20 protein-coding genes and 1 tRNA gene are annotated in these 20,951 nt (G+C 68.7%); 17 read left to right on the plus strand and 4 right to left on the minus strand.

Annotated features, from left to right (window positions below; all coding sequences use genetic code 11):
* The first annotated feature begins 2 nt into the window (after positions 1-2).
* From folE to MRBLWH13_RS00775, 8 genes are read left to right on the plus strand one after another with little or no spacing between them, the layout of a single operon-like run.
* A complete protein-coding gene (folE, locus tag MRBLWH13_RS00740) occupies positions 3-605 on the plus strand; it encodes a GTP cyclohydrolase I (RefSeq protein WP_341956444.1) in 603 nt (200 codons plus the stop codon).
* Positions 602-1,405, plus strand: coding sequence for a dihydropteroate synthase (gene folP / locus MRBLWH13_RS00745; RefSeq protein WP_341956445.1), 804 nt, complete (start codon positions 602-604; stop codon positions 1,403-1,405). Before folE ends, folP begins: the two co-directional genes overlap by 4 nt.
* A gap of 4 nt (positions 1,406-1,409) precedes the next feature.
* Positions 1,410-1,802: a dihydroneopterin aldolase gene (gene folB, locus MRBLWH13_RS00750; protein ID WP_341956446.1), complete on the plus strand. Its 393-nt coding sequence runs from the start codon at positions 1,410-1,412 to the stop codon at positions 1,800-1,802.
* Entirely contained in the window at positions 1,799-2,338 is a 540-nt protein-coding gene (gene folK, locus MRBLWH13_RS00755; protein WP_341956447.1) for a 2-amino-4-hydroxy-6-hydroxymethyldihydropteridine diphosphokinase, read from the plus strand. Before folB ends, folK begins: the two co-directional genes overlap by 4 nt.
* On the plus strand, positions 2,335-2,832 hold the full coding sequence (locus MRBLWH13_RS00760) for a DUF3180 domain-containing protein (RefSeq protein WP_341956448.1): 498 nt from the start codon (positions 2,335-2,337) through the stop codon (positions 2,830-2,832). Before folK ends, MRBLWH13_RS00760 begins: the two co-directional genes overlap by 4 nt.
* Positions 2,768-3,364 carry a PH domain-containing protein gene (locus MRBLWH13_RS00765; RefSeq protein ID WP_341956449.1) on the plus strand — a complete coding sequence of 199 codons (597 nt, stop codon included), beginning with the start codon at positions 2,768-2,770 and terminating at the stop codon, positions 3,362-3,364. The genes MRBLWH13_RS00760 and MRBLWH13_RS00765 overlap by 65 nt, the downstream gene beginning before the upstream one ends.
* The gene (locus MRBLWH13_RS00770; RefSeq protein WP_341956450.1) at positions 3,361-5,370 is read left to right on the plus strand and encodes a PH domain-containing protein; all 2,010 of its coding nucleotides are present in this window, start codon (positions 3,361-3,363) and stop codon (positions 5,368-5,370) included. The genes MRBLWH13_RS00765 and MRBLWH13_RS00770 overlap by 4 nt, the downstream gene beginning before the upstream one ends.
* On the plus strand, positions 5,363-6,067 hold the full coding sequence (locus MRBLWH13_RS00775) for a DUF2520 domain-containing protein (RefSeq protein ID WP_341956451.1): 705 nt from the start codon (positions 5,363-5,365) through the stop codon (positions 6,065-6,067). Before MRBLWH13_RS00770 ends, MRBLWH13_RS00775 begins: the two co-directional genes overlap by 8 nt.
* A 19-nt stretch (positions 6,068-6,086) precedes the next feature.
* Here the strand turns inward: MRBLWH13_RS00775 and MRBLWH13_RS00780 are convergent, their stop codons facing one another.
* On the minus strand, positions 6,087-7,898 hold the full coding sequence (locus MRBLWH13_RS00780; RefSeq protein WP_341956452.1) for a DUF2207 domain-containing protein: 1,812 nt from the start codon (positions 7,896-7,898) through the stop codon (positions 6,087-6,089).
* A gap of 81 nt (positions 7,899-7,979) precedes the next feature.
* On the opposite strand from MRBLWH13_RS00780, the gene lysS reads away from it, so the two are divergent.
* Positions 7,980-9,506: a lysine--tRNA ligase gene (gene lysS / locus MRBLWH13_RS00785; protein WP_341956453.1), complete on the plus strand. Its 1,527-nt coding sequence runs from the start codon at positions 7,980-7,982 to the stop codon at positions 9,504-9,506.
* Here lysS and MRBLWH13_RS00790 read toward each other — a convergent pair.
* Entirely contained in the window at positions 9,499-10,617 is a 1,119-nt protein-coding gene (locus MRBLWH13_RS00790; RefSeq protein WP_341956454.1) for a DUF4192 family protein, read from the minus strand. The two genes, lysS and MRBLWH13_RS00790, sit on opposite strands and share 8 nt — an antisense overlap.
* 112 nt (positions 10,618-10,729) lie before the next feature.
* On the opposite strand from MRBLWH13_RS00790, the gene MRBLWH13_RS00795 reads away from it, so the two are divergent.
* The 3 genes from MRBLWH13_RS00795 (at position 10,730) to MRBLWH13_RS00805 (ending at position 13,246) form a co-directional block, all read left to right on the plus strand.
* Complete coding sequence (locus MRBLWH13_RS00795) at positions 10,730-10,903, plus strand: hypothetical protein (RefSeq protein ID WP_341956455.1); 174 nt, start codon at positions 10,730-10,732, stop codon at positions 10,901-10,903.
* A 97-nt stretch (positions 10,904-11,000) separates the two neighbouring features.
* Complete coding sequence (cls, locus tag MRBLWH13_RS00800) at positions 11,001-12,461, plus strand: cardiolipin synthase (protein WP_341956456.1); 1,461 nt, start codon at positions 11,001-11,003, stop codon at positions 12,459-12,461.
* Positions 12,462-12,520: 59 nt separating this feature from the next.
* Positions 12,521-13,246, plus strand: a complete 726-nt coding sequence (locus MRBLWH13_RS00805) for a hypothetical protein (protein WP_341956457.1) — start codon at positions 12,521-12,523, stop codon at positions 13,244-13,246.
* A 33-nt stretch (positions 13,247-13,279) separates the two neighbouring features.
* Here MRBLWH13_RS00805 and MRBLWH13_RS00810 read toward each other — a convergent pair whose 3' ends face one another.
* Positions 13,280-14,278 (minus strand): diacylglycerol kinase family protein, encoded by a 999-nt coding sequence (locus MRBLWH13_RS00810; RefSeq protein ID WP_341956458.1) that lies wholly within the window; start codon positions 14,276-14,278, stop codon positions 13,280-13,282.
* A gap of 75 nt (positions 14,279-14,353) precedes the next feature.
* Here MRBLWH13_RS00810 and serS point away from each other — a divergent pair, with 75 nt between their 5' ends.
* The 4 genes from serS (at position 14,354) to MRBLWH13_RS00830 (ending at position 17,880) form a co-directional block, all read left to right on the plus strand.
* Entirely contained in the window at positions 14,354-15,637 is a 1,284-nt protein-coding gene (serS, locus tag MRBLWH13_RS00815; protein WP_341956459.1) for a serine--tRNA ligase, read from the plus strand.
* A complete protein-coding gene (locus MRBLWH13_RS00820; RefSeq protein WP_341956460.1) occupies positions 15,634-16,455 on the plus strand; it encodes an HAD hydrolase family protein in 822 nt (273 codons plus the stop codon). Before serS ends, MRBLWH13_RS00820 begins: the two co-directional genes overlap by 4 nt.
* 42 nt (positions 16,456-16,497) lie before the next feature.
* Positions 16,498-16,582 (plus strand) — tRNA-Ser (locus MRBLWH13_RS00825).
* Positions 16,583-16,635: 53 nt separating this feature from the next.
* Positions 16,636-17,880, plus strand: coding sequence for an LCP family protein (locus MRBLWH13_RS00830; RefSeq protein WP_341956461.1), 1,245 nt, complete (start codon positions 16,636-16,638; stop codon positions 17,878-17,880).
* Between the two features lie 59 nt (positions 17,881-17,939).
* Here the strand turns inward: MRBLWH13_RS00830 and MRBLWH13_RS00835 are convergent, their stop codons facing one another.
* The gene (locus MRBLWH13_RS00835) at positions 17,940-18,554 is read right to left on the minus strand and encodes a TetR/AcrR family transcriptional regulator (protein ID WP_341956462.1); all 615 of its coding nucleotides are present in this window, start codon (positions 18,552-18,554) and stop codon (positions 17,940-17,942) included.
* Positions 18,555-18,647: 93 nt separating this feature from the next.
* Between MRBLWH13_RS00835 and MRBLWH13_RS00840 the strand changes: the two genes are divergently transcribed.
* The gene (locus MRBLWH13_RS00840; RefSeq protein ID WP_341956463.1) at positions 18,648-20,936 is read left to right on the plus strand and encodes a glycoside hydrolase family 3 C-terminal domain-containing protein; all 2,289 of its coding nucleotides are present in this window, start codon (positions 18,648-18,650) and stop codon (positions 20,934-20,936) included.
* The last annotated feature ends 15 nt before the right edge of the window (positions 20,937-20,951 follow it).

Genomic DNA, 20,951 nt, shown 5'->3' on the forward strand with positions numbered 1-20,951 from the left:
CCGTGTCCGTCGACCGCGCACGTGTCGAGCGGCTGACACGGGAACTGCTCGAGGCGATCGGGGAGGACCCGGATCGCCCCGGCTTGAAGCAGACCCCCTCGCGCATGGGAGAGCTGTACGCGGAGTTCTTCGCCGGCGTCGGTGAGGATGCTGCAGCACCCCTCGCGCACACGATCAGCGTCACGCGCGGTCCAGCACCGGACACCCTGCCCTCCGGTGCTGTGCTGTTGCGTGACATCCGGTTCCGTTCGGTGTGCGAACACCACCTCCTGCCGTTCGCCGGGCGGGCTCACATCGCCTATCTTCCAGGTGAGCAGGTCGTCGGTCTCGGCGCGCTCGTACGGGTGGTCGAGACTCTCGCGGCCCGCCCGCAGGTGCAAGAGCGTCTCGGCGAGCAGATCGCCGACACGATCGCCGAGCATCTCGACACCCGCGGAGTCCTCGTCGTGCTCGACGCGAGCCACGGCTGCGTCACGATGCGCGGTGGGCGCCAGCCGGAGGCCTCCACTCTGACGATCGCCGCGCGCGGCGAGTACACGGATGCGGTCGCTCGGGCCGAGCTCATCGCGCTGATCGGCGCATCGACGGGGTCGGCACACGCATGACCGGCATCTGGGGCATCGTCAACATCACCCCCGACTCGTTTAGCGACGGAGGGCGGTACTTCGACGTCGACCGGGCCGTCGCACACGGTCTGCAGCTGAGGGCCGACGGAGCCACGGTGCTCGACATCGGCGGTGAGTCGACCCGGCCCGGCGCCGAGCGCGTGGGGGCGGCTGAGGAGCAGCGGCGTGTGCTCCCGGTGATCGAGCGCCTGGTCGCCGAGGGCGCCCCGGTCAGCATCGACACCCTCAACGCCTCGACCGCCGCTGCCGCAGTCCGAGCGGGGGCGCGGATCGTCAACGACGTGTCGGGCGGTCTGGCCGATCCCGACATGCTCGTGGCGGTCGCCGAATCCGGCGCCGACTACGCGATCGGACACTGGCGCGACGCCCCTGACGACATGTATGCGAACGCCATCTACCGTCGCACTGCCCGCGAGGTGGCGGGGGAGCTGCAGGAGCGCATGGGCGAAGCCGCGGCATCGGGCATCGCGCCCTCCCGGCTGATCCTCGATCCGGGAATCGGGTTCTCGAAGAAGGGCGGGCAGAACTGGGGCGTCCTGCGCGGACTCGACGAGATCGTCGCCCTCGGGCCGCGGGTGCTCGTCGGCACGTCACGCAAGAGGTTCCTCGCGGAGACCATCGGAGTGAACCCCGCAGAGGTCTCGGAAAAGCGACGCGATCTCGCGACCGCGGTGACCAGCGCGCTGGCCGCGCGAGCGGGAGTGTGGGCCGTGCGAGTGCACGACGTCGAAGCCACCCGCGATGCGCTCGCCGTCACCCACGCCTGGGATGGGAAGTAGGAGCATGGATTTCATCGATGAGATCGTCCTGACCGGACTCACCGTGTTCGGCCGACACGGCGTCTACGACCACGAGCGCGAGAACGGTCAGGAATTCACGATCGATCTGCGCCTGAGGATGCCGCTGCGTGAGGCCGCGGCATCCGACGACGTCGCCGACACCGTGCACTACGGCGAGCTCGCCGAGAAGGTGGCCGCCGTGGTCGGGGGAGAGCCCGTCAACCTCATCGAGACATTGGCGGAGCGCATCGCCGACGTCGCGCTGGCCCATGCCCGCGTGCACGCCGTCACGGTCACGGTGCACAAGCCGCACGCCCCGATCGCGCTGACCTTCGGCGACGTCGCCGTGACGGTGCATCGTGCCCAGAAGTACTCCGCCGTGGAGGTGTCGCGATGAGCCGCAACCTGGCGAACCCGCCGAGCATCCCCGGTCCGCGCCCCGGGCGGGATGAGGCAGTGGCCGTCGTCGCCTTCGGGGCGAATCTCGGTGACCGGGAGAGCACGATCCGCGCAGCGGCCGAGCGCATCGCGCGGCTGCCCCTGGTCGCCGACGTCCGTCTGTCGCCGCTCTTCGAGACGGTCGCGCTGCGTCTCGACGGCCCCGACCCCGAGGCCCCCGGATACGTCAACGCCGTGGCCCTCGTGACCACGCGACTCGCGCCGTCGATCCTCCTCGGGATGCTGCATGCGATCGAAGACGAGCACGGCCGGGAACGCCACGAACGCTGGGGCGACCGGACCCTCGACCTGGATCTGATCGCCTACGGCGACGAGTCCTCCGACGATGAGCGCCTGCAGCTGCCCCATCCGAGGGCCTTCGAGCGGCTGTTCGTGCTCGAGCCCTGGCTCGAGCTCGATGCCGATGCCGAGTTGCCGGGCCGCGGCAGGGTCGCTGACCTCGTCACTCGCCTGCGTGCTTCGGAGCAGCGATGAAGCGCACCTCTGTCGGACTGCTCGTCGTCCTCGCGCTCCTCGCAGGGGCCGCGGGGTACGTGCTCGACCACATGCTCACCGCCATGGGGCGCACCACGTTCACGCCGTCGCTTCTGCTGCCCGTGCTGCTTCTGCTCATCGCCGCAGCGTCGCTCGGCGTGGCCTGGCCGGTGCGCTCGAGCGTTCGCCAGGGGGTGCGCATCGACCCGTTCCGCGCGACGCGTGCCGTGACCCTCGCCCGGGCCTCCAGCCTGGTGGGCGCGATCATGGCGGGGTTCGGCGCGGGCCTTCTGGTGTTCCTTCTCTCCAGGCCGATCGATCCCCCGGTAGGGTCGACTGTGGCGATGCTGGCACTGATCGGAAGCGCGATCGTGCTCGTGGTCGCCGCGCTCATCGCCGAACAGTTCTGCATACTTCCGAAGGATCCTGATGACTCAGAACCCAGAGATCGAGCCGGGGATCCCGGCCCCGCTGAACTCGGCGGAGGTCACTGACCTCGCGGCTCTCGACCAGGGCACCTACTCCCAGCTGCGCACTGCGCGAAGTGAGGCGAGACTGGAGCTCGACGGCAGCTGGCACCAGATCTCGCCGCGATACGTCGTGTCGCAGATCGTGCAGAACGTGATCTTCGTGGCATTCGTGCTCGCGATCGCGCTGGTGCTCGCGCTCGTGCTGCACCAGACGTGGGTGTGGATCCCCGCGGGGGTCATCGTGCTGATCACGCTGATCACGCTGATCATCCTCCCTCGGCAGGCGAAGGCCATCGGCTACATGCTCCGCGCCGACGACATCGTCTTCCGCAAGGGCATCCTCTGGCAGCGCATGATCGCGGTGCCCTACGGGCGCATGCAGCTCGTCGACATCACGCAGGGGCCGCTCGACCGCGCCTTCGGGGTCACGCAGCTCAAGATGGTGACGGCAGCCGCGACCACCGGTGTGCAGATCCCCGGGCTGACCCAGGCCGCGTCCGAGGCGCTGCGCGACACCCTCATCGAAGTGGCCGAGACCCGCCGGACGGGCCTGTGAGCGAGCAGCAGTTCCCGCCGCCCCCCGCGGCGAACGTCGAGCCGCGGGCCGAGTCGACGACCCTCGCCGACGGCGAGTGGCATCGGATGCATCCGCTCACCCCGCTGTTCAAGGGCGGGCTGGCGCTCATCATCATCGCCGGTATCGCGATCGCGAACCTGCGCGACCGTCTCATCGCCTGGTTCGTCGACCTCTTCACTCCGGAAGAAGCGCACTACGACGACTACACGGGCGGAGACCCCGTCGACTGGGTGCTCGCCAACAACCTGATCCTCGTGGTGCTGCTCGGCGTGCTGGCCCTGGTGATCGTGCTGGTCGGGATCTTCTGGTTCATCTGGCGCTTCCAGCAGTTCCGGATCACGGGCGACCACGTCGAGGTGCGCAAGGGCATCATCTTCCGCTCGCACCGCCGCGCTCCCCTGGATCGCGTGCAGGGAGTGAACCTCACGCGCCCGTTCCCCGCGCGCATCATCGGCCTCGCGAAGCTCGAGGTGGTGGGTGCCGGCACAGACTCGAACGTCGAGCTCGAGTACCTCGCCACTCCTCGTGCCGAGTCCGTGCGCTCCGACATCCTGCGTCTCGCGTCCGGGGCTCGCGCCGCCCGGCAGACGGCAGCGGACGCGGTATCCGGCGTTCGCCCGGCGAACCCTGCCGCAGCCGTTCCCGGCGTGCCCGGATCGGCTCGGGCTCAGCTCGTCGGATCCGTGAACGACGGTGTCAACGGCCTGATCGGCGGTGTCGACCTCGCCGACGTCGAACCCGAGAGCGTGGTCAAGATCCCGGCCGGGCGTCTGATCGGGTCGCAGCTGATCTCGAGCGTGCTGTGGGTCGTCTTCTTCGGCGTGATCTTCGGGGTCGCGGTCGGCGGCGTCGCGATCGGATCGCTGATCGACGGCGACCCGATCGGAGGCTTCCTCGGCCTCGGGATCACGCTCGGCATCGGAATCCCGATGGTCATCGCCGTCGTCGGCATCACCTGGGCGCAGATCTCGAAGTCCCTGCGGTACTCGATCGCACCGACTCCTGACGGCGTGCGGATCACCTACGGGTTGCTGACCACCGTCACCGAGACGCTGCCCCCGGGCCGCATCTTCGCCGTGGAGGTCACGCAGTCGCTGCTGTGGCGTCCGTTCGGCTGGTGGACCATCAAGATCAACCGCATGAGTGGCAAGAGCGCGGCACAGCAGTCCTCCGGCTCGGCCCAGCAGTTCAACGTCGTGCTGCCCGTCGGCAAACGCGCCGACGTCGAGCGAGTGCTCGCGCTGATCCTGCCGGATGCGCCCGTCGCCGACATCCCGCTCGTCTGGGAGCACGGCATCCTCGGCCCGGTCGAGGGCGATCCGTACCGCACGATGCCTCGTCGTGCGTGGTGGCGGAGGCCCTTGTCGTGGAAGCGGCACGGCTACGCGCTCACCGAGTTCGGCCTGCTGTTGCGCAGAGGAACGGTGTGGCGCAAGCTCGCCGTCTTCCCGCTCGCCCGACTGCAGGGCGTCTCGCTCTCGCAGGGACCGATCGACCGCGCTCAGCGCGTCTCGGGGGCACAGGTGCACTCGGTGCAGGGCCTCATCACCGGCTACCTGTCGGGGCTCGAGCGGGATGACGCGCTCTTCCTCCTCGACGGTGTGAGCTCGGCCGCGGTCGCCGCTGCGGCGCGGGACCATACTCACCGCTGGGGCGAGTACGTGACGGATGCCGACGGAGCTCAGGTTCCCGGCGGGTATCCGGGAGTCGGCGCCGAGGCTGCGCCCGGTGTGATCGGTGCTCCTCCGATGCCGCCCGTGGGCACGCCCGCGCGGGTGACCCCGCCTCCGCCGTACGTGGGCCCGGGTGCGCCACCTGCGCCGCCGGTTTCTCCGCCTGTTCCGCCAGCCGCAGCTCCGCCGGTTGCTCATCCGGCTCCACCGGTCGGCCCGCCGGCTCCACCGGTCGGCCCGCCGGCTCCACCGGTGGCTCCGCCCACGGCCCCTCCCGCTCCGCCCGTGCCTCCGGCGCCGAACGGTGAGTGATCCTTCGCGCCGCGACGGGCGCCTCGGAGTCGGCATCATCGGCGCCGGACGCGTCGGTCCGGTCATCGGTGCGGCGCTCGCCGGTGCCGGTCACGCGATCACGGGAATCACGAGCGGCTCGGACGACGATCGTGCGTCCGCCGTGCTGCCCGACGTTCCGATCCTCGACGCGCTCGAAGTGGTGAGGCGCAGTGAACTCGTCGTGATCGCCGTCCCGCACGATCAGCTTCCCGCCCTGATCGCGGGCATCTCCGAGGTGGGCGGCTGGCAGCTCGGGCAGCTCGTGCTGCACACCGACCCCGGGTACGGCATCGACGTCCTGCGCCCGGCCGCCGAGAGCGGTGCGATCCCGCTCGCCGTGCACCCGGCCATCACCTTCACGGGCACGACGATCGACCTGCGCCAGCTGCAGGCGAGCTACGCCGCGGTCACGGCGCCGCCTGCGGTGCTGCCCATCGCCCAGGCGCTGGCGGTGGAGATGGGCTGCGAGCCCGTGGTCGTCGCGGAAGCCGACAGAGCGGCATACGCGGACGTGATCGAGGCGGCGACAGAGTTCTCGCGGTCTATCATCGTGCAGTCCACCACGCGCCTCGGCGAGATCGGCATCGAGAACCCGGGAGGGTATCTGTCTGCGCTGGTGCAGTCGACCGTCGAACGGGCGCTGCGGGACGCATCTGGTCCCTCGCCGCTGCTCTGAGGCCACAAGCCCACCGAGGTCAGCGGCCTCCCGAGAAGCCGCCTCCTCCGCCACCGCCCGAGAAGCCGCCTCCGAACGAGCCGCCGGAACTCGACGAGCTGCTCGCGCTCGGGGCCGAGTAGCTCGCGGCCGCGTTCGACGAGGCCGCGAACGCGACCAGCTGCCCAGTCACGAAGGGAGCGCCGGGATCGCCGATCCACGAGGCCCCGCGCTGTTCCGAGGTGTAGGCGCTTTCGAGCACCCGACCCCACTCGTCCTCCATGCCGAACAGCATCGCGTAGGGGAGAAGGCGTTCGTAGACGACGATCACGTTCGCGCTGCCGTCCTGACGGCGCTCGGCTCCCGAGTACGACTGGAGCATCTGCAGTCGGTCGGCCTCGGCCACGCGGATGAACTCCTTCACCCCCATGAGGTACTCGTATTCCCTGGCTCCGTCGGAGGTCAGGACAGTGTGCTTCGAGAAGCTGTAGAGCGAGGACAGCAGAACGAGGAACAGGCCGAAGGCGATGGCCACGAACGCGGGCAACGCCGTGACCCTGCCCGCGATGATGCCCCAGAGGCCGAGACCGAAGCCTGTGACCGCGACGGCGATCGCACACCACTGCAGGATCATCGCGCCGCGGCTGCGCGCCTTCGTCGCCAGACCCCGCGACACCGCCGTGTCGGTGCCGCTCTTCACCAGGGTCGTCATGCGTGCGGCGAAGTCCTCGCTCGAGCTCGGGAGCTCCGCGACGCCATCGGCGTCGGCATCCGTGAACAGCGCATCGAGCGCCTCGACGTCGAGCTGGTCGGGGATGCGGCCTCCGGGGAGGCGCCGAAGCCGTGGCTCCTCGGTCTCCGTGCCCTCTTCGATGCGGACCGTGCCGCGCACGGCGAGGTGGACGATCTCGGCGGAGATCGCATTCTTCGCCCCCGGCACGATCGCTGCGGCGAGCAGCGGAGGCATCGAGTCCGCAACGTCGTACTGGGCGACGATGATGCCGCTGGAGGTGCGCCGGGACCGTCTGAACGACGACACGGCGAACCAGCCGCCGACCGAGAGCCCCAGTCCGCCGAGCGCCGCGATCGCGGGCACGGTGTCGGTCACGGGATCGGGCTGACGAGCCGCCGGCTGCGTCGCCGTGCCCGACTCGAATCCGACTGCGAGGGTCACGCCTTCGCCCGGAGACAGCTCGTTCGCCTCGACGTGGAACTCCGAGCCGTCCGAGGACGCGGTGAGGGGGCATTCGCTCGTCGAGCCCGCGTATCCGACGTAGCAGCGCGCGTTCCCGGTCATCCGCTCGGTCATCTCGTCGTCGAACACCACATCGGCACGGAACTCCTCGATGAGCTGCGTGCTGTCAAGGGGGAGGAGGTCCCAGTAGAACTCATCCACGCCCGTGTCGGCCGCCAGGATGACGTCGCGCATCTCGTACTCGATCACGTAGGTCGTGAGCCCCTGCACGTAGTCGTCGTCGCCGGTGAGGACGAAGAGCAGTCCGTCTTCTTCATCGGTCTCGTAGGGCACGTCTGCGCCGGTCTCATCGGTCACCGACAGCACCTGGAGCTCGAGCCAGGCATTCTCGTAGCTCGTGGGGAGCCCGCGCACGATGCCTCTGTTCTGGTCGGAGTCCGGGAATCTGGCCGTCAGCGACTCGGTCACGTGCATGCGCGAGCGGCCCTCGTCGTCGAGGCTCACCTCGAACCGCGCGTCCCACGAGGCATAGGAGAAGTCGTCGACGTCGACGTCGGCGTCGGCGCTCGCCGCGGTCGCGGAGGCGGCCGGCGCCAGCAGGGCTGTGGCGGCGAGACCGATCGTGACGAGAGCGGGGGCGAGGCTGATGGCTGCCATGCTTCGAGGCTACCCAGACTCGACCGCGGGGTGAGGGACGCGACCTCGGTAAACTGGAGACGACTTTCAAGGAGCCCCCGAATGACTGACGCGTCTGCCGCGCCCGAGACGGCCACCGCCGCCACCGAAGAAGACGTCCACGAGCAGAAGGCCGTGCGTCTCGCCAAGCGCGAGCGCCTGGTCGCGAATCGGGCGGATGCCGCGGGCGGGGCTTTCCCCGTCAGCGTTCCGGTGACGCACCAGATCCCTGCTCTGCGTGCGGAGTACGACGATCTCGAGGCAGGCGCCGAGACCGGTGTCATCGTCGGCATCGCCGGCCGTGTCGTGTTCAGCCGCAACACGGGCAAGCTCTGCTTCGCCACGCTGCAGGCGGGCGACGGATCGCGTATCCAGGCGATGATCTCGCTCGCCAACGTCGGAGAGGAGTCGCTCGCCGACTGGAAGGAGTACGTCGACCTGGGCGATCACGTGTTCGTGCACGGCGAGGTCATCTCCAGCCGTCGTGGCGAGCTGTCGATCATGGCCGACGGATGGACGATCGCCTCGAAGGCGATCCTGCCTCTCCCGAACGCCTACTCGGAACTCAGCGAGGAAGGCCGCGTCCGCAGCCGCTACCTCGACCTCATCGTCCGCGAGCAGGCACGCACCACCGTTCGTGCCCGCGCCGCGGTCAACGCCAGCCTGCGCGCGACGTTCGGCAGCCATGACTACCTCGAGGTCGAGACGCCGATGCTGCAGGTGCAGCACGGAGGAGCGTCGGCGCGTCCGTTCGTGACGCACTCCAACGCGTTCGACACCGAGCTGTACCTTCGCATCGCTCCGGAGCTCTACCTGAAGCGTGCGGTGGTCGGAGGCATCGAGCGGGTCTACGAGATCAACCGCAACTTCCGCAACGAGGGCGCCGACTCGACCCACAGCCCCGAGTTCGCGATGCTCGAGGCCTACCAGGCTTACGGCGACTACAACCAGATGGCCTCGCTCACTCAGGAGCTCGTGCAGCAGGCGGCGATCGCGGTATCCGGTTCGACCACCGTGACATGGGCCGACGGCACCGAATACGACCTCGGCGGCGAGTGGGATCGCATCTCGATGTACGAGTCGCTGTCGGCGGCGTCCGGTCGCACGATCACCCCGAGCGATCCGGTCGAGGACCTCATCGCCTTCGCCGAGGCCAACGGTGTGGATCTCCCTGCCCAGGCGACGCACGGCAAGCTCGTCGAGGAACTGTGGGAGCACTTCGTGAAGGGCGACCTGGTGCGGCCCACCTTCGTGATGGACTTCCCCGTCGACACATCCCCCCTGGTGCGCGAGCACCGTTCGGTCGCCGGTGTGGTCGAGAAGTGGGACCTGTACATCCGCGGCTTCGAGCTGGCGACCGGATACTCCGAGCTCGTCGACCCGGTCATCCAGCGCGAGCGGTTCGTCGAGCAGGCGAAGCTCGCCGCGCGCGGCGACGTCGAGGCGATGCCGGTCGATGAGGAGTTCCTGCGGGCTCTCGAGCACGGCATGCCGCCGTCCGGGGGCATGGGCATGGGCATCGATCGCCTGCTGATGGCGATCACCGGGCTCGGCATCCGCGAGACCATCCTGTTCCCGCTCGTCAAGTAACCGGGCTCGCGCCGCGTCGGAACGCCCACTCCGGCAGCATCGCTGCGCTGATCATCGTCTCGAGCAGAGCAGCGAGGCCGTACTCGGGGTCGATCTCGCGCACGAGGTCGAGGTAGTGCGCCGCATGGCTCGCTCGGCCGAGCGCCCAGGAGAGCCACGCGGCTGCGGTGAGGGGCCCGAGCCGAGACGCGCGCGGCGCGCGGGCGGCAGCGGCACGCACGAGCGAGAGTGCACGTCTGAGCCGTTCGGGGTCGGGCGTGGGGCCCCGGCCGAGGAAGACATCACCGAGGTCATCGGGCACGGTCGACCTCGTGTCGGCGAACGCGAGCTGCGCCTCGAGCGTTCGCGCGCCGCCCAGAGCATCAGTGGCCCACTGCGTCAGCGCCACATCGCGGAAGAGCGGGCGTTCGAGGCACCAGAGCAGTGCGGCCGTCGCGAACGGCGGGAGGTCTTCGGGCGAGGCGAGTACCGCTTCGAAGAACGCAGGGAGGTCCTCGAGGAGGACCAGGGCCGCGAGCGCCTGCGGATTCTCGACCCCCGACAGATCGCCCGATCTGCTGAGCTCGAGGACATCGGTGACGTCGCGCAGTGCTCGCGCCACGCGTTCCTTCGTGGCGAGATCGACGCTCGGAAGTGTGGCACCCGCCAGTTGGTCGCCCGACACGTCTCCGATGCCCGGCACCTCGGGAGCCGCATGTTCGATCGAGTGGAGTTCGGGCTCGCCGTCGAGGTAGCTCGACCAGCCGTCGGTCGTGACGCAGAGCGCGTCGACGATGCGGAGGCCCGCGTCCTCCGCGCGCCCCAGCACCTCGTCGACCTCGACGGCGAAAGGCAGCACGAGTCCGTCGCGGGTCGAGTGCACCTGGTCGCCGGTGTAGACGACCACGGCGACGGCATCCGTCTTATCGACGCGAGATACGAGCCCGATCGCCGCGTCCGCGTAGTCCTGGAGATCGACGTCGTCTCGGGGAAGGTCGAGGCGCATGGCGCCGCAGGTTCGTGAGCCGTGGAAGGGCAGCAGGACGAGGCTCTCTGTGGGGGTGAAGCCTGCGAGGGACGGGACGATGCTGAGGAACTCAGCGGAGCCGGAGGCTCGGAGCACTGTTGTCATGCTGCGAGTGTCATCGCGCAGCCGCCGCCGCGGGGCGACTCCACAGCCGCGGCCGCCCTTGTTCCGCGGGCTCTCGAATGTGGAGGAGCAGTGGGTCGCGTACCATGGAGACATGGAGAACTTCTGGCTCGCAGCCGCATGGTCGATCATCCCGACCATCGGCGTGAGCGTCGTGTTCTTCTTCGTGATCCGAGGCATCCTGCGCTTCGATCGCACCGAGCGCAAGGTGCATGCGCGCATCGAGGCCGAGGAGCGGGCCGCGCGCGGTCTGCCGCCGCGGTCCTGAGCGACGTCCGCCCCATCGGCTACTGTGTAGCCAGCGCACCTCCCAGGTGCCCACTGAGGCGCACCGTCGAAGTGCCGACCGGCCGAGAGGACGAGGGATGACGCCCGAGACCTGGGCCTGGTGGATCACGGCGTTCCTGCTCGCCCTCGACCTGGCGATCCGCATCACGGCGATCATCATCATCCCGCGCAACCGGCGCCCCACCGCGGCGATGGCCTGGCTGCTCGCGGTCTTCTTCATCCCGTTCGTGGGTGTGTTCCTCTTCCTCCTGATCGGAAACCCGCGCCTGCCGCGTGCGCGTCGACGCAAGCAGGACCAGATCAACGAGTACATCGCCGAGACGAGCGAGCACCTGCACTTCGGCACGTTGCGGCCGAACGCTCCGAGCTGGTTCCCGCCGCTCGTCGAGATGAATCATCGGCTCGGCGCCCTGCCCATCTCCGGCGACAACGGTGCCCACCTGATCTCGGGCTATCAGGATTCGCTCGATGCGATGGCCGACGAGATCCGCAAGGCCGAGGACTACGTCCACGTCGAGTTCTACATCCTGCAGTCCGACGCATCGACCGACAACTTCTTCCGTGCGATGGAAGAGGTCGCCGCGCGCGGCGTGCACGTCCGTGTGCTCCTCGATCACTGGGCGAACCGGTGGAAGCCGAAGTACCGCCAGACGATCGAGCGACTGAATCGGATGGGTGCGCACTGGCATCTGATGCTCCCGGTGCAGCCGCTCAAGGGACGCATGCAGCGACCTGATCTGCGCAACCACCGCAAGCTCCTCGTCGTCGACGGCAAGGTCGCATTCCTCGGCTCGCAGAACGTCACCGACTCGACGTACAACCTCCCGAAGAACATCAAGCGCGGCCTGCACTGGGTCGACCTCATGGTGCGCATCGACGGACCCGTCGTGCTGAGCGTCAACGCGATCTTCCTCAGCGACTGGTACAGCGAGACCGACGAGGTGCTGCAGGAGATCGACATCTCGCATGCCGAAGCGGGGTCGGGAGACCTCGACTGCCAGGTCGTGCCGTCGGGCCCCGGGTTCGAGGTCGAGAACAACCTGCGCCTCTTCCTCGGGCTGCTGTACGCGGCCAAGGACAAGATCATGATCGTCAGCCCGTACTTCGTCCCCGACGAGGCGCTGCTGCTGGCGGTGACCGCCGCGGTCGACCGTGGCGTCGTGGTCGAGCTGTTCGTCTCGGAAGAGGGCGATCAGGCCATGGTCTACCACGCGCAGCGCAGCTACTACGAGGTGCTGCTGAAGGCCGGTGTCCGCATCTGGATGTATCGCAAGCCCTACATCCTGCACACCAAGAGCCTCACGATCGACGACCAGGTCGCCGTGATCGGTTCGAGCAACATGGACATGCGATCGTTCGGTCTCAACCTCGAGGTGTCGATGCTGGTGCGCGGGGAGGAATTCGTGACCGAGATGCGCGAGGTCGAAGACCACTACCGATCGCTCAGCCGGGAACTCACCCTGGAGGAGTGGATGCAGCAGCCGCTGCGCTCGACCGTCCTCGACAATCTCGCGCGACTCACGTCTGCACTGCAGTAACGCGTCGGTCGCCCGGGCGGGGGTGCCCGCCGATCGCGTCGGCCGGTACCCTGTTGTCCATGGCCACCCCCACACGCCTCATCGCCGCTCTCTCCGCCCTTGCGGCCGTCGCTCTGATCGCCGGATGCACGTCGACTCCCGGTGCGGACGCGCCCACGAACGCGCCGTCGACCTCGCCCTCGGCGGGAAGCGACGACGACTTCGATGACGTCGAGGGCGCGCTGCTCGACGACGGCAGGATGTTCGCGGTCGTGACCTGGGGATCATCCACCTGCGTCCCGCAGGTGGACCAGGTGTCGGCAGAGGGGCAGACCGTGTCGGTCGAACTGGTCGACGCTGACGCCGACGCCGCGTGCACAGCGGACATGGTGCAGCGCGCGAGCCTCGGAGCGCTTCCCGAGGGCGTCGACCCGACGAAGGAGATCACACTGCAGGTGACGTACGGCGACGTGGCCGACGACGTCGACCTCGACGGAGACCCGTCCTTCTCCGGCACGCCGGGGTCGTCGACCGAGTACACGCCGAGCGCGGGGTGGATCGGTGACGGCTCGCTCGTGCTGCTCACCTGGGGGTCCTCGAGCTGCGCCCCGGTCGTGGAGGGTGTGGAGGGCGCGGGCGCGACCGGTACCGCCACCTTCGTGACCGATGACACCCAGGTGTGCACCATGGATATGGCACCGCGGGCGACCATCATCGCCTTCGGCGATGATGCCGTGGACGACGACGCCTTCACCCTCACGCTGGTGGGTGGCGGGCTCGACGGCACGGTCGAGGTCCGCGGCTGAGCTGAGGACGGACCAGGCGTGGCGGGCTGAGGGTCAGAGCCCCGCGACCGGGTGATCCGCGGGGAGAGCCAGCAGCAGGGCTCCCGGATCCACCCGGCAGGTGATGCGCACGGCGGTGCCGAACTCGTCGCCGTCGAGCTCGATCGGGGTGGGTGAGCTCGCAGCCGCCTCCGCGACGTGTCCGCGGAAATAATGCACCGATGCATCCCGGCCCCGGCGTTCCAGCACGCGGCGACCTGCACGCGAGCGGCGGAGCACCGAGTTGTCCCACCAGATCTTGCGCCACACGCCGAGCCACCCCAGCATCCCTGTCGGCTGGATCACCGCGACATCGAGGATGGCGTCGGTGATGGAGGCATCCGGGATCAGCGCGATGCCCGCGGGGAGCAGACCGCAGTTCGCGAAGAGGATGCTGTGCACCTTCGTCGAATGCAGACGTCCGTCGTCGATCTGGAACACCGCGCGGAACGGCTCGGCCGTCACCAGAGATCTCGCGGCGCCATCGACGTAGGCGATCCACCCGACTGACTTCTTGAGGTCCGATCGCGTGTTCGCGATCATGTCGGCATCCAGCCCGACTCCGGCGAGGACGACGTAGGCGTGCTCCTCGTGCTCGCCGTTCTCACGGGTGAGCCGCGCCCAGCCGATGTCGATCGCATGGCGGAAGTCGCCGAGAGCTGCGCGGATCATCTCATCGGGGTTGCCCAGCGGAAGCCCGACGTTGCGCGCCAGCAGATTGCCCGTGCCGCTCGGGAGGATCGCGAGGGGAACCCCGCTGTTCGCGATCGCCTCGGAGACCGCGCGCACGGTGCCATCGCCGCCCGCGACGAGGACGACGTCGACATCGCGGGCGAGCGCCTGAGCGGTCGCCTGCTGGCCCGGGTCCTCGATCGAGGTCGGGTAGAACGCCGGATGCTCCCAGCCGGCCTCGCGCGAGAGTGCGCGGACCCTGGCACGCAGGTGCTTCTCGTCGACCTTGATCGGGTTGTACACGAGCGCCGCCTGTCGCCGGGCGGGGGCGCTCATCATCATGGCGCTACTCTAGCCCCGGCATCCGGCCCGCCCGTTCGCGGAGGACTCGCCCGGCCCGCACCATAGACTTGGTGGATGATCGACCTCGCACTCCTCCGCGACAACCCGGAGATCGTCCGCCGCTCTCAGGCCGCCCGTGGCAACGACCAGGGCACCGTCGACATCGCACTCGAGGCCGATCGATCGCGTCGCGCAGCCCTCGCCGCTTTCGAAGAGCTGCGCGCCGAGCAGAACGCCTTCGGCAAGCAGGTCGCGAAGGCTCCGAAGGAGGAGAAGGCCGCGCTCGTCGCGCAGGTCAAGGATCTCTCCGAGCGGGTCAAGCAGGCCCAGCAGACCGCGAATGAGGCGTCCGATGCCGCATCCGCCGCTCTCGCCCGCATCGAGAACGTCGTCGTCGACGGCGTGCCCGCGGGAGGAGAGGCCGACTTCGTCGAGCTTCGCCGCGTGGGCGAGGTCCCCGCGTTCGACTTCGAGCCCCGCGACCACCTGGAGCTCGGCGAGATCCTCGGCGCGATCGACATGGAGCGCGGCGCCAAGGTCTCGGGGGCGCGCTTCTACTTCCTCCGTGGCATCGGCGCCCGTCTCGAGATCGCGCTCATGAACCTCGCGCTCGACAAGGCGCTGCAGAACGGCTTCGTGCCGCTGATCACCCCCACGCTGGTGCGCCCCGAGATCATGCAAGGCACGGGGTTCCTCGGCGAGCACGCCGACGAGGTGTACCACCTCGACAAGGACGACGACCTGTACCTGGTCGGCACCAGCGAGGTCGCCCTCGCCGGGTACCACAAGGACGAGATCCTCGACCTCGGCAAGGGCGCGCTGCGCTACGCCGGCTGGTCGACCTGCTACCGGCGCGAGGCGGGCTCGCACGGCAAGGACACCCGCGGCATCATCCGCGTGCACCAGTTCAACAAGCTCGAGATGTTCGTGTACACGACCCCCGAGGACGCCGAGGCCGAGCACCTGCGCCTCGTCGCGCTGCAGGAGGAGATGCTGACCTCGCTCGGCCTCGCCTACCGGGTGATCGACGTCGCCGCGGGGGACCTCGGTTCGAGCGCCGCGCGCAAGTACGACATCGAGGCCTGGGTTCCGACGCAGGGCGCCTTCCGCGAGCTGACGTCGACCTCGAACTGCACCACGTACCAGGCACGACGTCTCGACATCCGTCACCGCCCGGAGGCCCAGGACGGCCAGACGGCGAAGACGCAGCCCGTCGCCACGCTCAACGGCACCCTCGCGACGACCCGGTGGATCGTCGCTCTGCTCGAGACCCACCAGCAGGCGGACGGCTCGGTTCGTGTGCCCGAGGTGCTGCGCCCCTACCTGGGCGGCCTCGAAGTGCTGGAGCCTGAGGCGTGACGGCGCCCTGGCTGGTCGGCCTCGACGTCGACGGCACGATCATCCTGCAGGACGAGACGATGAGCCCCGGCGTGCCCGAGGCGGTCGCGCGGTTGCGGGATGCCGGTCACGAGGTGACCATCGCGACGGGGCGCAGCTGGATGGCCACACGTCGCTACGTCGAGATGCTCGGTCTGACGGCGGAGTTCGTCGTCTGCTCGAACGGGGCCGTGACGATGAGGCGCGTCGGTGACGAGTGGGAGCGGTGGCACATCGAGGTCTTCGACCCCGCGCCCGTTCTCGCGCTGCTGCGCGAGCGACTGCCGGAGGCGCGGTACATGGTGGAGCTCGGGTCGGGCCAGCGGCTCTACACCGAGCACATGGACGACTGGACGCTCGACGCAGGTCGCCAGGTGGGCTTCGAGGAACTCTCGGCCGAGCCGGTCTCACGCATCGTGGTCGTCTCTCCGGGGCACGACGAAGAGGACTTCCATCGACTCGTCTCGGATGCCGGGCTCAACGAGGTCTCGTACGCGATCGGCTGGACGGCCTGGCTCGACATCGCCCCGCAGGGCGTCGACAAGGGCACGGCACTGGAGCGTGTGCGCACCGAGCTCGGCTTCGAGCGCGGTCAGGTGCTCGTCGCCGGCGACGGCCGCAACGACATCGGGATGTTCGGCTGGGCGCTCGGGCTCGACGGGCGTGCGGTGGCGATGGGGCAGGCTCCCGACGAGGTCAAGGATGCCGCCGGCGAAGTGACCGCGAATGTGGAGGACGGCGGTCTCGCGGCGGCGCTGAACACGCTTCCAGCACCCGCCCAGGTCAGCGCGGGAGAATAGAACTCGGCTAGACTCACGGCTTGTCGGCAGATTCGTCTGTCGGGAGGGTTGTCCGAGCGGCCGATGGAGCTGGTCTTGAAAACCAGTGGGCAGAGATGTCTCGTGGGTTCGAATCCCACACCCTCCGCTTTACAGGGAACGGTGTATCCCCGCACCGCACGCTGAACCGAAAGGCCCCGAGTGAGTCCGAACACCCGACGCCGTCGTACCATCGCGCGACACGGTCAGCTGCGCACTCCCGGTCCTCTGAACCAGCTCCTCAAGTTCATCGCGATCGGCCTCGCCGTGGTGCTCGTCAGCGGTGCGAGCGTCGCGGCGTACGTGTTCTACGACCTCTCCAGCACGGTGACCGCGAACGCGGTCGAACTCGAGACGAAGACCGAGCTCCCGCCGGACATCGGCGAGTACAAGGAGGGCTTCAACCTCCTGCTCACCGGCGTCGACACCTGCGAAGAGGCTTATGCGGCCTACTTCGGTGAAAGGTGCAGCGGCTCGGACGCCGAGGGCACCCTCAACGACGTGAACCTGCTCGTGCACGTCTCGCAGGAGCCGCGACGCATCACCGTCGTCAGCTTCCCCCGTGACCTGTTGCTCTCGATCCCCGAGTGCGAGGATGCCGAGGGCAACGTCCACTCCGCGATGAGCAAGCAGCCTCTGAACGTCGCGTACACCGACGGCGGGCTCAACTGCGTCGCGAAGACCATCACCGAGCTCACCGGGCAGGAGATCCAGTTCGCGGCATCCGTGACGTTCGGCGGGGTGATCGAGATCACCAACGCGATCGGCGGCGTGGACGTGTGCCTCGCGACCCCGATCAAGGACCGCTACACCGGACTCGACATGACTGCGGGCACGCACACCGTGCAGGGCCTCGAAGCCCTGCAGTTCCTGCGCACCCGTCACGGCGTGGGCGACGGCAGCGACCTCGGTCGCATCGGCAACCAGCAGCAGTACATGTCGAGCCTCGTGCGCAAGCTGATCAGCAGCGAGACCCTCGGCAACGTGCCGATGATGTTGAAGCTCGCGAACACGGGGCTCAGCAATGTCGAGGCCAGCACCTCGCTCGCCGATCCGATGAAGATCGTGCAGATCGCGCTCGCTGTGAAGTCCGTGCCGTTCGAGGACATCGTGTTCCTGCAGTACCCGACCGGTACCGACTCGGCAAACCCCAACAAGGTCGTGGCGAACAAGTCGGCCGCGCAGGAGATGTGGGACGCGATCAACGCGAACGCGCAGCTGCAGGTCACTCATGAGAACACCGCGAACGACGGCGTCGTCGTGACCGATCCGGTCCCGGCAGCTCCCACGGACGCGGCGGCGACGCCGGATCCTGCGGCGACCCCCGACAACGTGGTGGCTCTGCCCGACTCGATCAAGGGCAACTCGGCCGCCCAGCAGACCTGCTCGAACGGAAACGTCCGCTGATCCACGGGATCACCCGCTGAGAGCCGCCTCTGCCGTACCGCGAGAGGCGGCTCTCGTGTTCAGGCCCCGGGTGCCGGCTCCGCCGCCGGCGGCGTCGACTCCGCGGCCGGCGGGTAGAGCACGTCCATCAGCGCCTCGATGATTCCGGGCATGTCGACGCTCGGGTCGATCATCCACTGCAGCTGGAGTCCGTCGGAGACGGCCTGGATCACTCTGGCCATGGTGTCGGGGTCGAGCGTCGCGCGGCGACCGGCATCGTGCTCGAAGGCGACCGCGATGCTCTCCCGCAGTCTTTCGCTGCGGTCGAGGAAGTACCGGTGGGCGGGATGCTCAGGGTCGACGGCATCGACGGAGAGGCGCGAGAACAGCTCGACCACGCCGGGGACCTCCGTATTGCGGCGGATCACGTCGACGAAGGCGACTTTCGCCTGGGCGGGATCCGATGGCTGGGGGGCCAGCAGGTCGTGCTCGTCGCGGGTGCGGAGAACCTCGGTGAACAGTTCCTCCTTGCTCCCGAAGTAGTGCAGGAGGGCTGCCGGGGTGACTCCGACGACCTCGGCGATCTGCTTCAGCGAGGCGTTCTGGTAGCCCTTTCGTCCGATCACATCGAGCGCGCTCTCGAGGATCTCTCCGCGTCGTGCGACGCCCTTCGCGTATGAACCTCGTCGTGTCATCTCTCGAGAGTAATCCTGAACAACGTTTGAAATCCAATACCTACTCGCATATAGTTTTCGCTAGACACCGCTGTCGCCTGCGAAAGGAAGACCATGACCGAGCCCTCGGCATCCGACCTCACCCTCGAAGAGAAGGCTTCGCTCACGAGTGGAGCGGACTTCTGGACGACCAAGGCCATCGACCGCATCGGCCTTCCGTCGATCATGATGACCGATGGCCCGCACGGCCTCCGCAAGCAGTCGGGTGGCACTGACCACCTCGGCCTCGCCAGCAGCGTGCCCGCGACCTGCTTCCCGCCCGCCGTCGGCATCGGCTCGTCGTTCGATCCCGAGATCATCGAGCGGGTCGGCGCGGCCATCGGCGTCGAAGCCGCGATCGAGGATGTGGCGATCGTGCTCGGCCCCGGCATCAACATCAAGCGCTCGCCCCTGTGCGGACGCAACTTCGAGTACTTCTCCGAAGACCCGATCGTGTCTGGCATCCTCGGCGCGGCATCCGTGCGCGGCGTGCAGTCGCAGGGTGTCGGCACGTCGCTCAAGCACTTCGCGGCCAACAATCAGGAGTTCGACCGGATGCGCGCGAGCTCCGACGTCGATCCGCGCCCGCTGCACGAGATCTACCTGCGTGGCTTCGAGCGCGTCGTCAAGGACGCTCAGCCGTGGACGGTCATGTGCTCGTACAACCGCCTCAACGGCGTATACACCTCCGAGGATCCGTGGCTGCTCACCCAGGTGCTGCGCGACGACTGGGGCTTCGACGGCCTCGTCGTCTCGGACTGGGGCGCGGTGAACGACCGGATCGCGGGTGTCGCCGCCGGACTCGATCTCGAGATGCCCTCCTCGGGCGGACGCACGGATGCTCAGCTCGTCGCCGCCGTGCGTGCAGGTGATCTCGCCGAGAGCGTGCTCGACACCGCAGCCGCACGGGCGATCGACCTGGTGCGCAAGGCCGGCGAGCGTCCTGCCGTGTCGGGGCCGTTGGACGTCGACGCCCACCATGCGCTCGCGAGGGAGGCAGCCGGCCGCTCGATCGTGCTGCTGAAGAACGACGGCGATGTGCTTCCGCTCGCGACGGGTCAGAAGGTCGCGGTCATCGGTGCCTTCGCCACCGAGCCGCGGTTCCAGGGAGCAGGATCATCGCTGATCAACCCGACCCGAGTCGACAAGGCGCTCGACGAGCTGCGCGCGGTCGGTGGCGACGACGTCTCTTATGCGGCCGGCTACTCGGTCGCGGGCGGTGCCGTCGCGGCATCCGGGCGTTCCGACGACGATCTGCGCGCCGAGGCGGTGGCCGCGGCATCCGCAGCCGACGTCGCCGTCGTCTTCCTCGGTCTTCCCGCCGCAGAGGAGTCCGAGGGCTTCGACCGCGAGCACATCGACCTTCCCGCCGACCAGCTCGCGGTGCTCGACGCCGTGATCGCGGCGAACCCCGCGACCGTGGTGGTGCTCTCGAACGGCGGCGTCGTGGCGCTGCCGTTCGCCGGCCGCGTGCCCGCGATCGTCGAGACCTGGCTGCTCGGTCAGGCGGGCGGCGGGGCTGTCGCCGACGTGCTGTACGGTGCGGTGAACCCGTCGGGCAAGCTGACCGAGACCATCCCCGTGCGCCTCGAGGACAATCCCTCGTTCGGTAACTTCCCCGGGGAGTTCGGCCACGTCCGCTACGGCGAGGGCGTGCTGGTGGGCTACCGCTGGTACGACGCGAAGGGCCTCGACGTCACGTTCCCGTTCGGGCACGGACTGTCGTACACGACGTTCTCGTACGGTGAGACCTCGGTGACGGCTGACGCGGACGGCGACATCATGGTGCGGGTCGACGTCACGAACACCGGAGCCCGCGACGGGCGAGAGATCGTGCAGGTGTACGTCGCTCCGGTCGCGTCGTCGGTGCAGCGCGCACCGCGTGAGCTCAAGGCGTTCGCCTCCGTGGCGCTGGCCGCGGGGGAGACCCGTGCGGTCGAGCTCGTCGTGCGCCGGGAGGACCTGGCGTACTGGGACGTCCGCGTCGACCGCTTCATCGTCGAGAGCGGCGAGTACAGGGTCGAGGTCGCGGCGTCGAGCCGCGACATCCGATCGTCGTCGACCGTCTCGGTCGATGGCGACGTCGTCTCGCTGCCTCTGACAATGAACTCCTCGATCGGTGACGTCGTGGCGCACCCCGTGGCCGGACCGATCGTGATGGGAGCCCTCGGCGGGTTGATGGACGGGCTCACCGGAGCCGACTCGTCTGCAGCGTCGATGATGCCGAACGACGAGGCGATGGAGAAGATGATGGCGTCGTTCCCGATCGGACGCCTGATCGGCTTCCCCGGTGTCGACGTGACCCACGAGCAGATCGAGCAGCTGCTCGTCGGCGCGAACGCGGGAGTGCTGCCGCAGAGCTGACCTTCGTTCGCCGCA

The organism is Microbacterium sp. LWH13-1.2 (assembly GCF_038397735.1).
Lineage (GTDB): Bacteria > Actinomycetota > Actinomycetes > Actinomycetales > Microbacteriaceae > Microbacterium.

Coding starts and splice junctions, on each gene's coding strand:
- folP (WP_341956445.1), top strand. CDS start 602: ATGACCGGCATCTGGGGCATCGTCAACATCACCCCCGACTCGTTTAGC.
- folB (WP_341956446.1), top strand. CDS start 1,410: ATGGATTTCATCGATGAGATCGTCCTGACCGGACTCACCGTGTTCGGC.
- folK (WP_341956447.1), top strand. CDS start 1,799: ATGAGCCGCAACCTGGCGAACCCGCCGAGCATCCCCGGTCCGCGCCCC.
- MRBLWH13_RS00760 (WP_341956448.1), top strand. CDS start 2,335: ATGAAGCGCACCTCTGTCGGACTGCTCGTCGTCCTCGCGCTCCTCGCA.
- MRBLWH13_RS00765 (WP_341956449.1), top strand. CDS start 2,768: ATGACTCAGAACCCAGAGATCGAGCCGGGGATCCCGGCCCCGCTGAAC.
- MRBLWH13_RS00780 (WP_341956452.1), bottom strand. CDS start 7,898: ATGGCAGCCATCAGCCTCGCCCCCGCTCTCGTCACGATCGGTCTCGCC.
- lysS (WP_341956453.1), top strand. CDS start 7,980: ATGACTGACGCGTCTGCCGCGCCCGAGACGGCCACCGCCGCCACCGAA.
- MRBLWH13_RS00790 (WP_341956454.1), bottom strand. CDS start 10,617: ATGACAACAGTGCTCCGAGCCTCCGGCTCCGCTGAGTTCCTCAGCATC.
- MRBLWH13_RS00795 (WP_341956455.1), top strand. CDS start 10,730: ATGGAGAACTTCTGGCTCGCAGCCGCATGGTCGATCATCCCGACCATC.
- cls (WP_341956456.1), top strand. CDS start 11,001: ATGACGCCCGAGACCTGGGCCTGGTGGATCACGGCGTTCCTGCTCGCC.
- MRBLWH13_RS00805 (WP_341956457.1), top strand. CDS start 12,521: ATGGCCACCCCCACACGCCTCATCGCCGCTCTCTCCGCCCTTGCGGCC.
- MRBLWH13_RS00810 (WP_341956458.1), bottom strand. CDS start 14,278: ATGATGATGAGCGCCCCCGCCCGGCGACAGGCGGCGCTCGTGTACAAC.
- serS (WP_341956459.1), top strand. CDS start 14,354: ATGATCGACCTCGCACTCCTCCGCGACAACCCGGAGATCGTCCGCCGC.
- MRBLWH13_RS00835 (WP_341956462.1), bottom strand. CDS start 18,554: ATGACACGACGAGGTTCATACGCGAAGGGCGTCGCACGACGCGGAGAG.
- MRBLWH13_RS00840 (WP_341956463.1), top strand. CDS start 18,648: ATGACCGAGCCCTCGGCATCCGACCTCACCCTCGAAGAGAAGGCTTCG.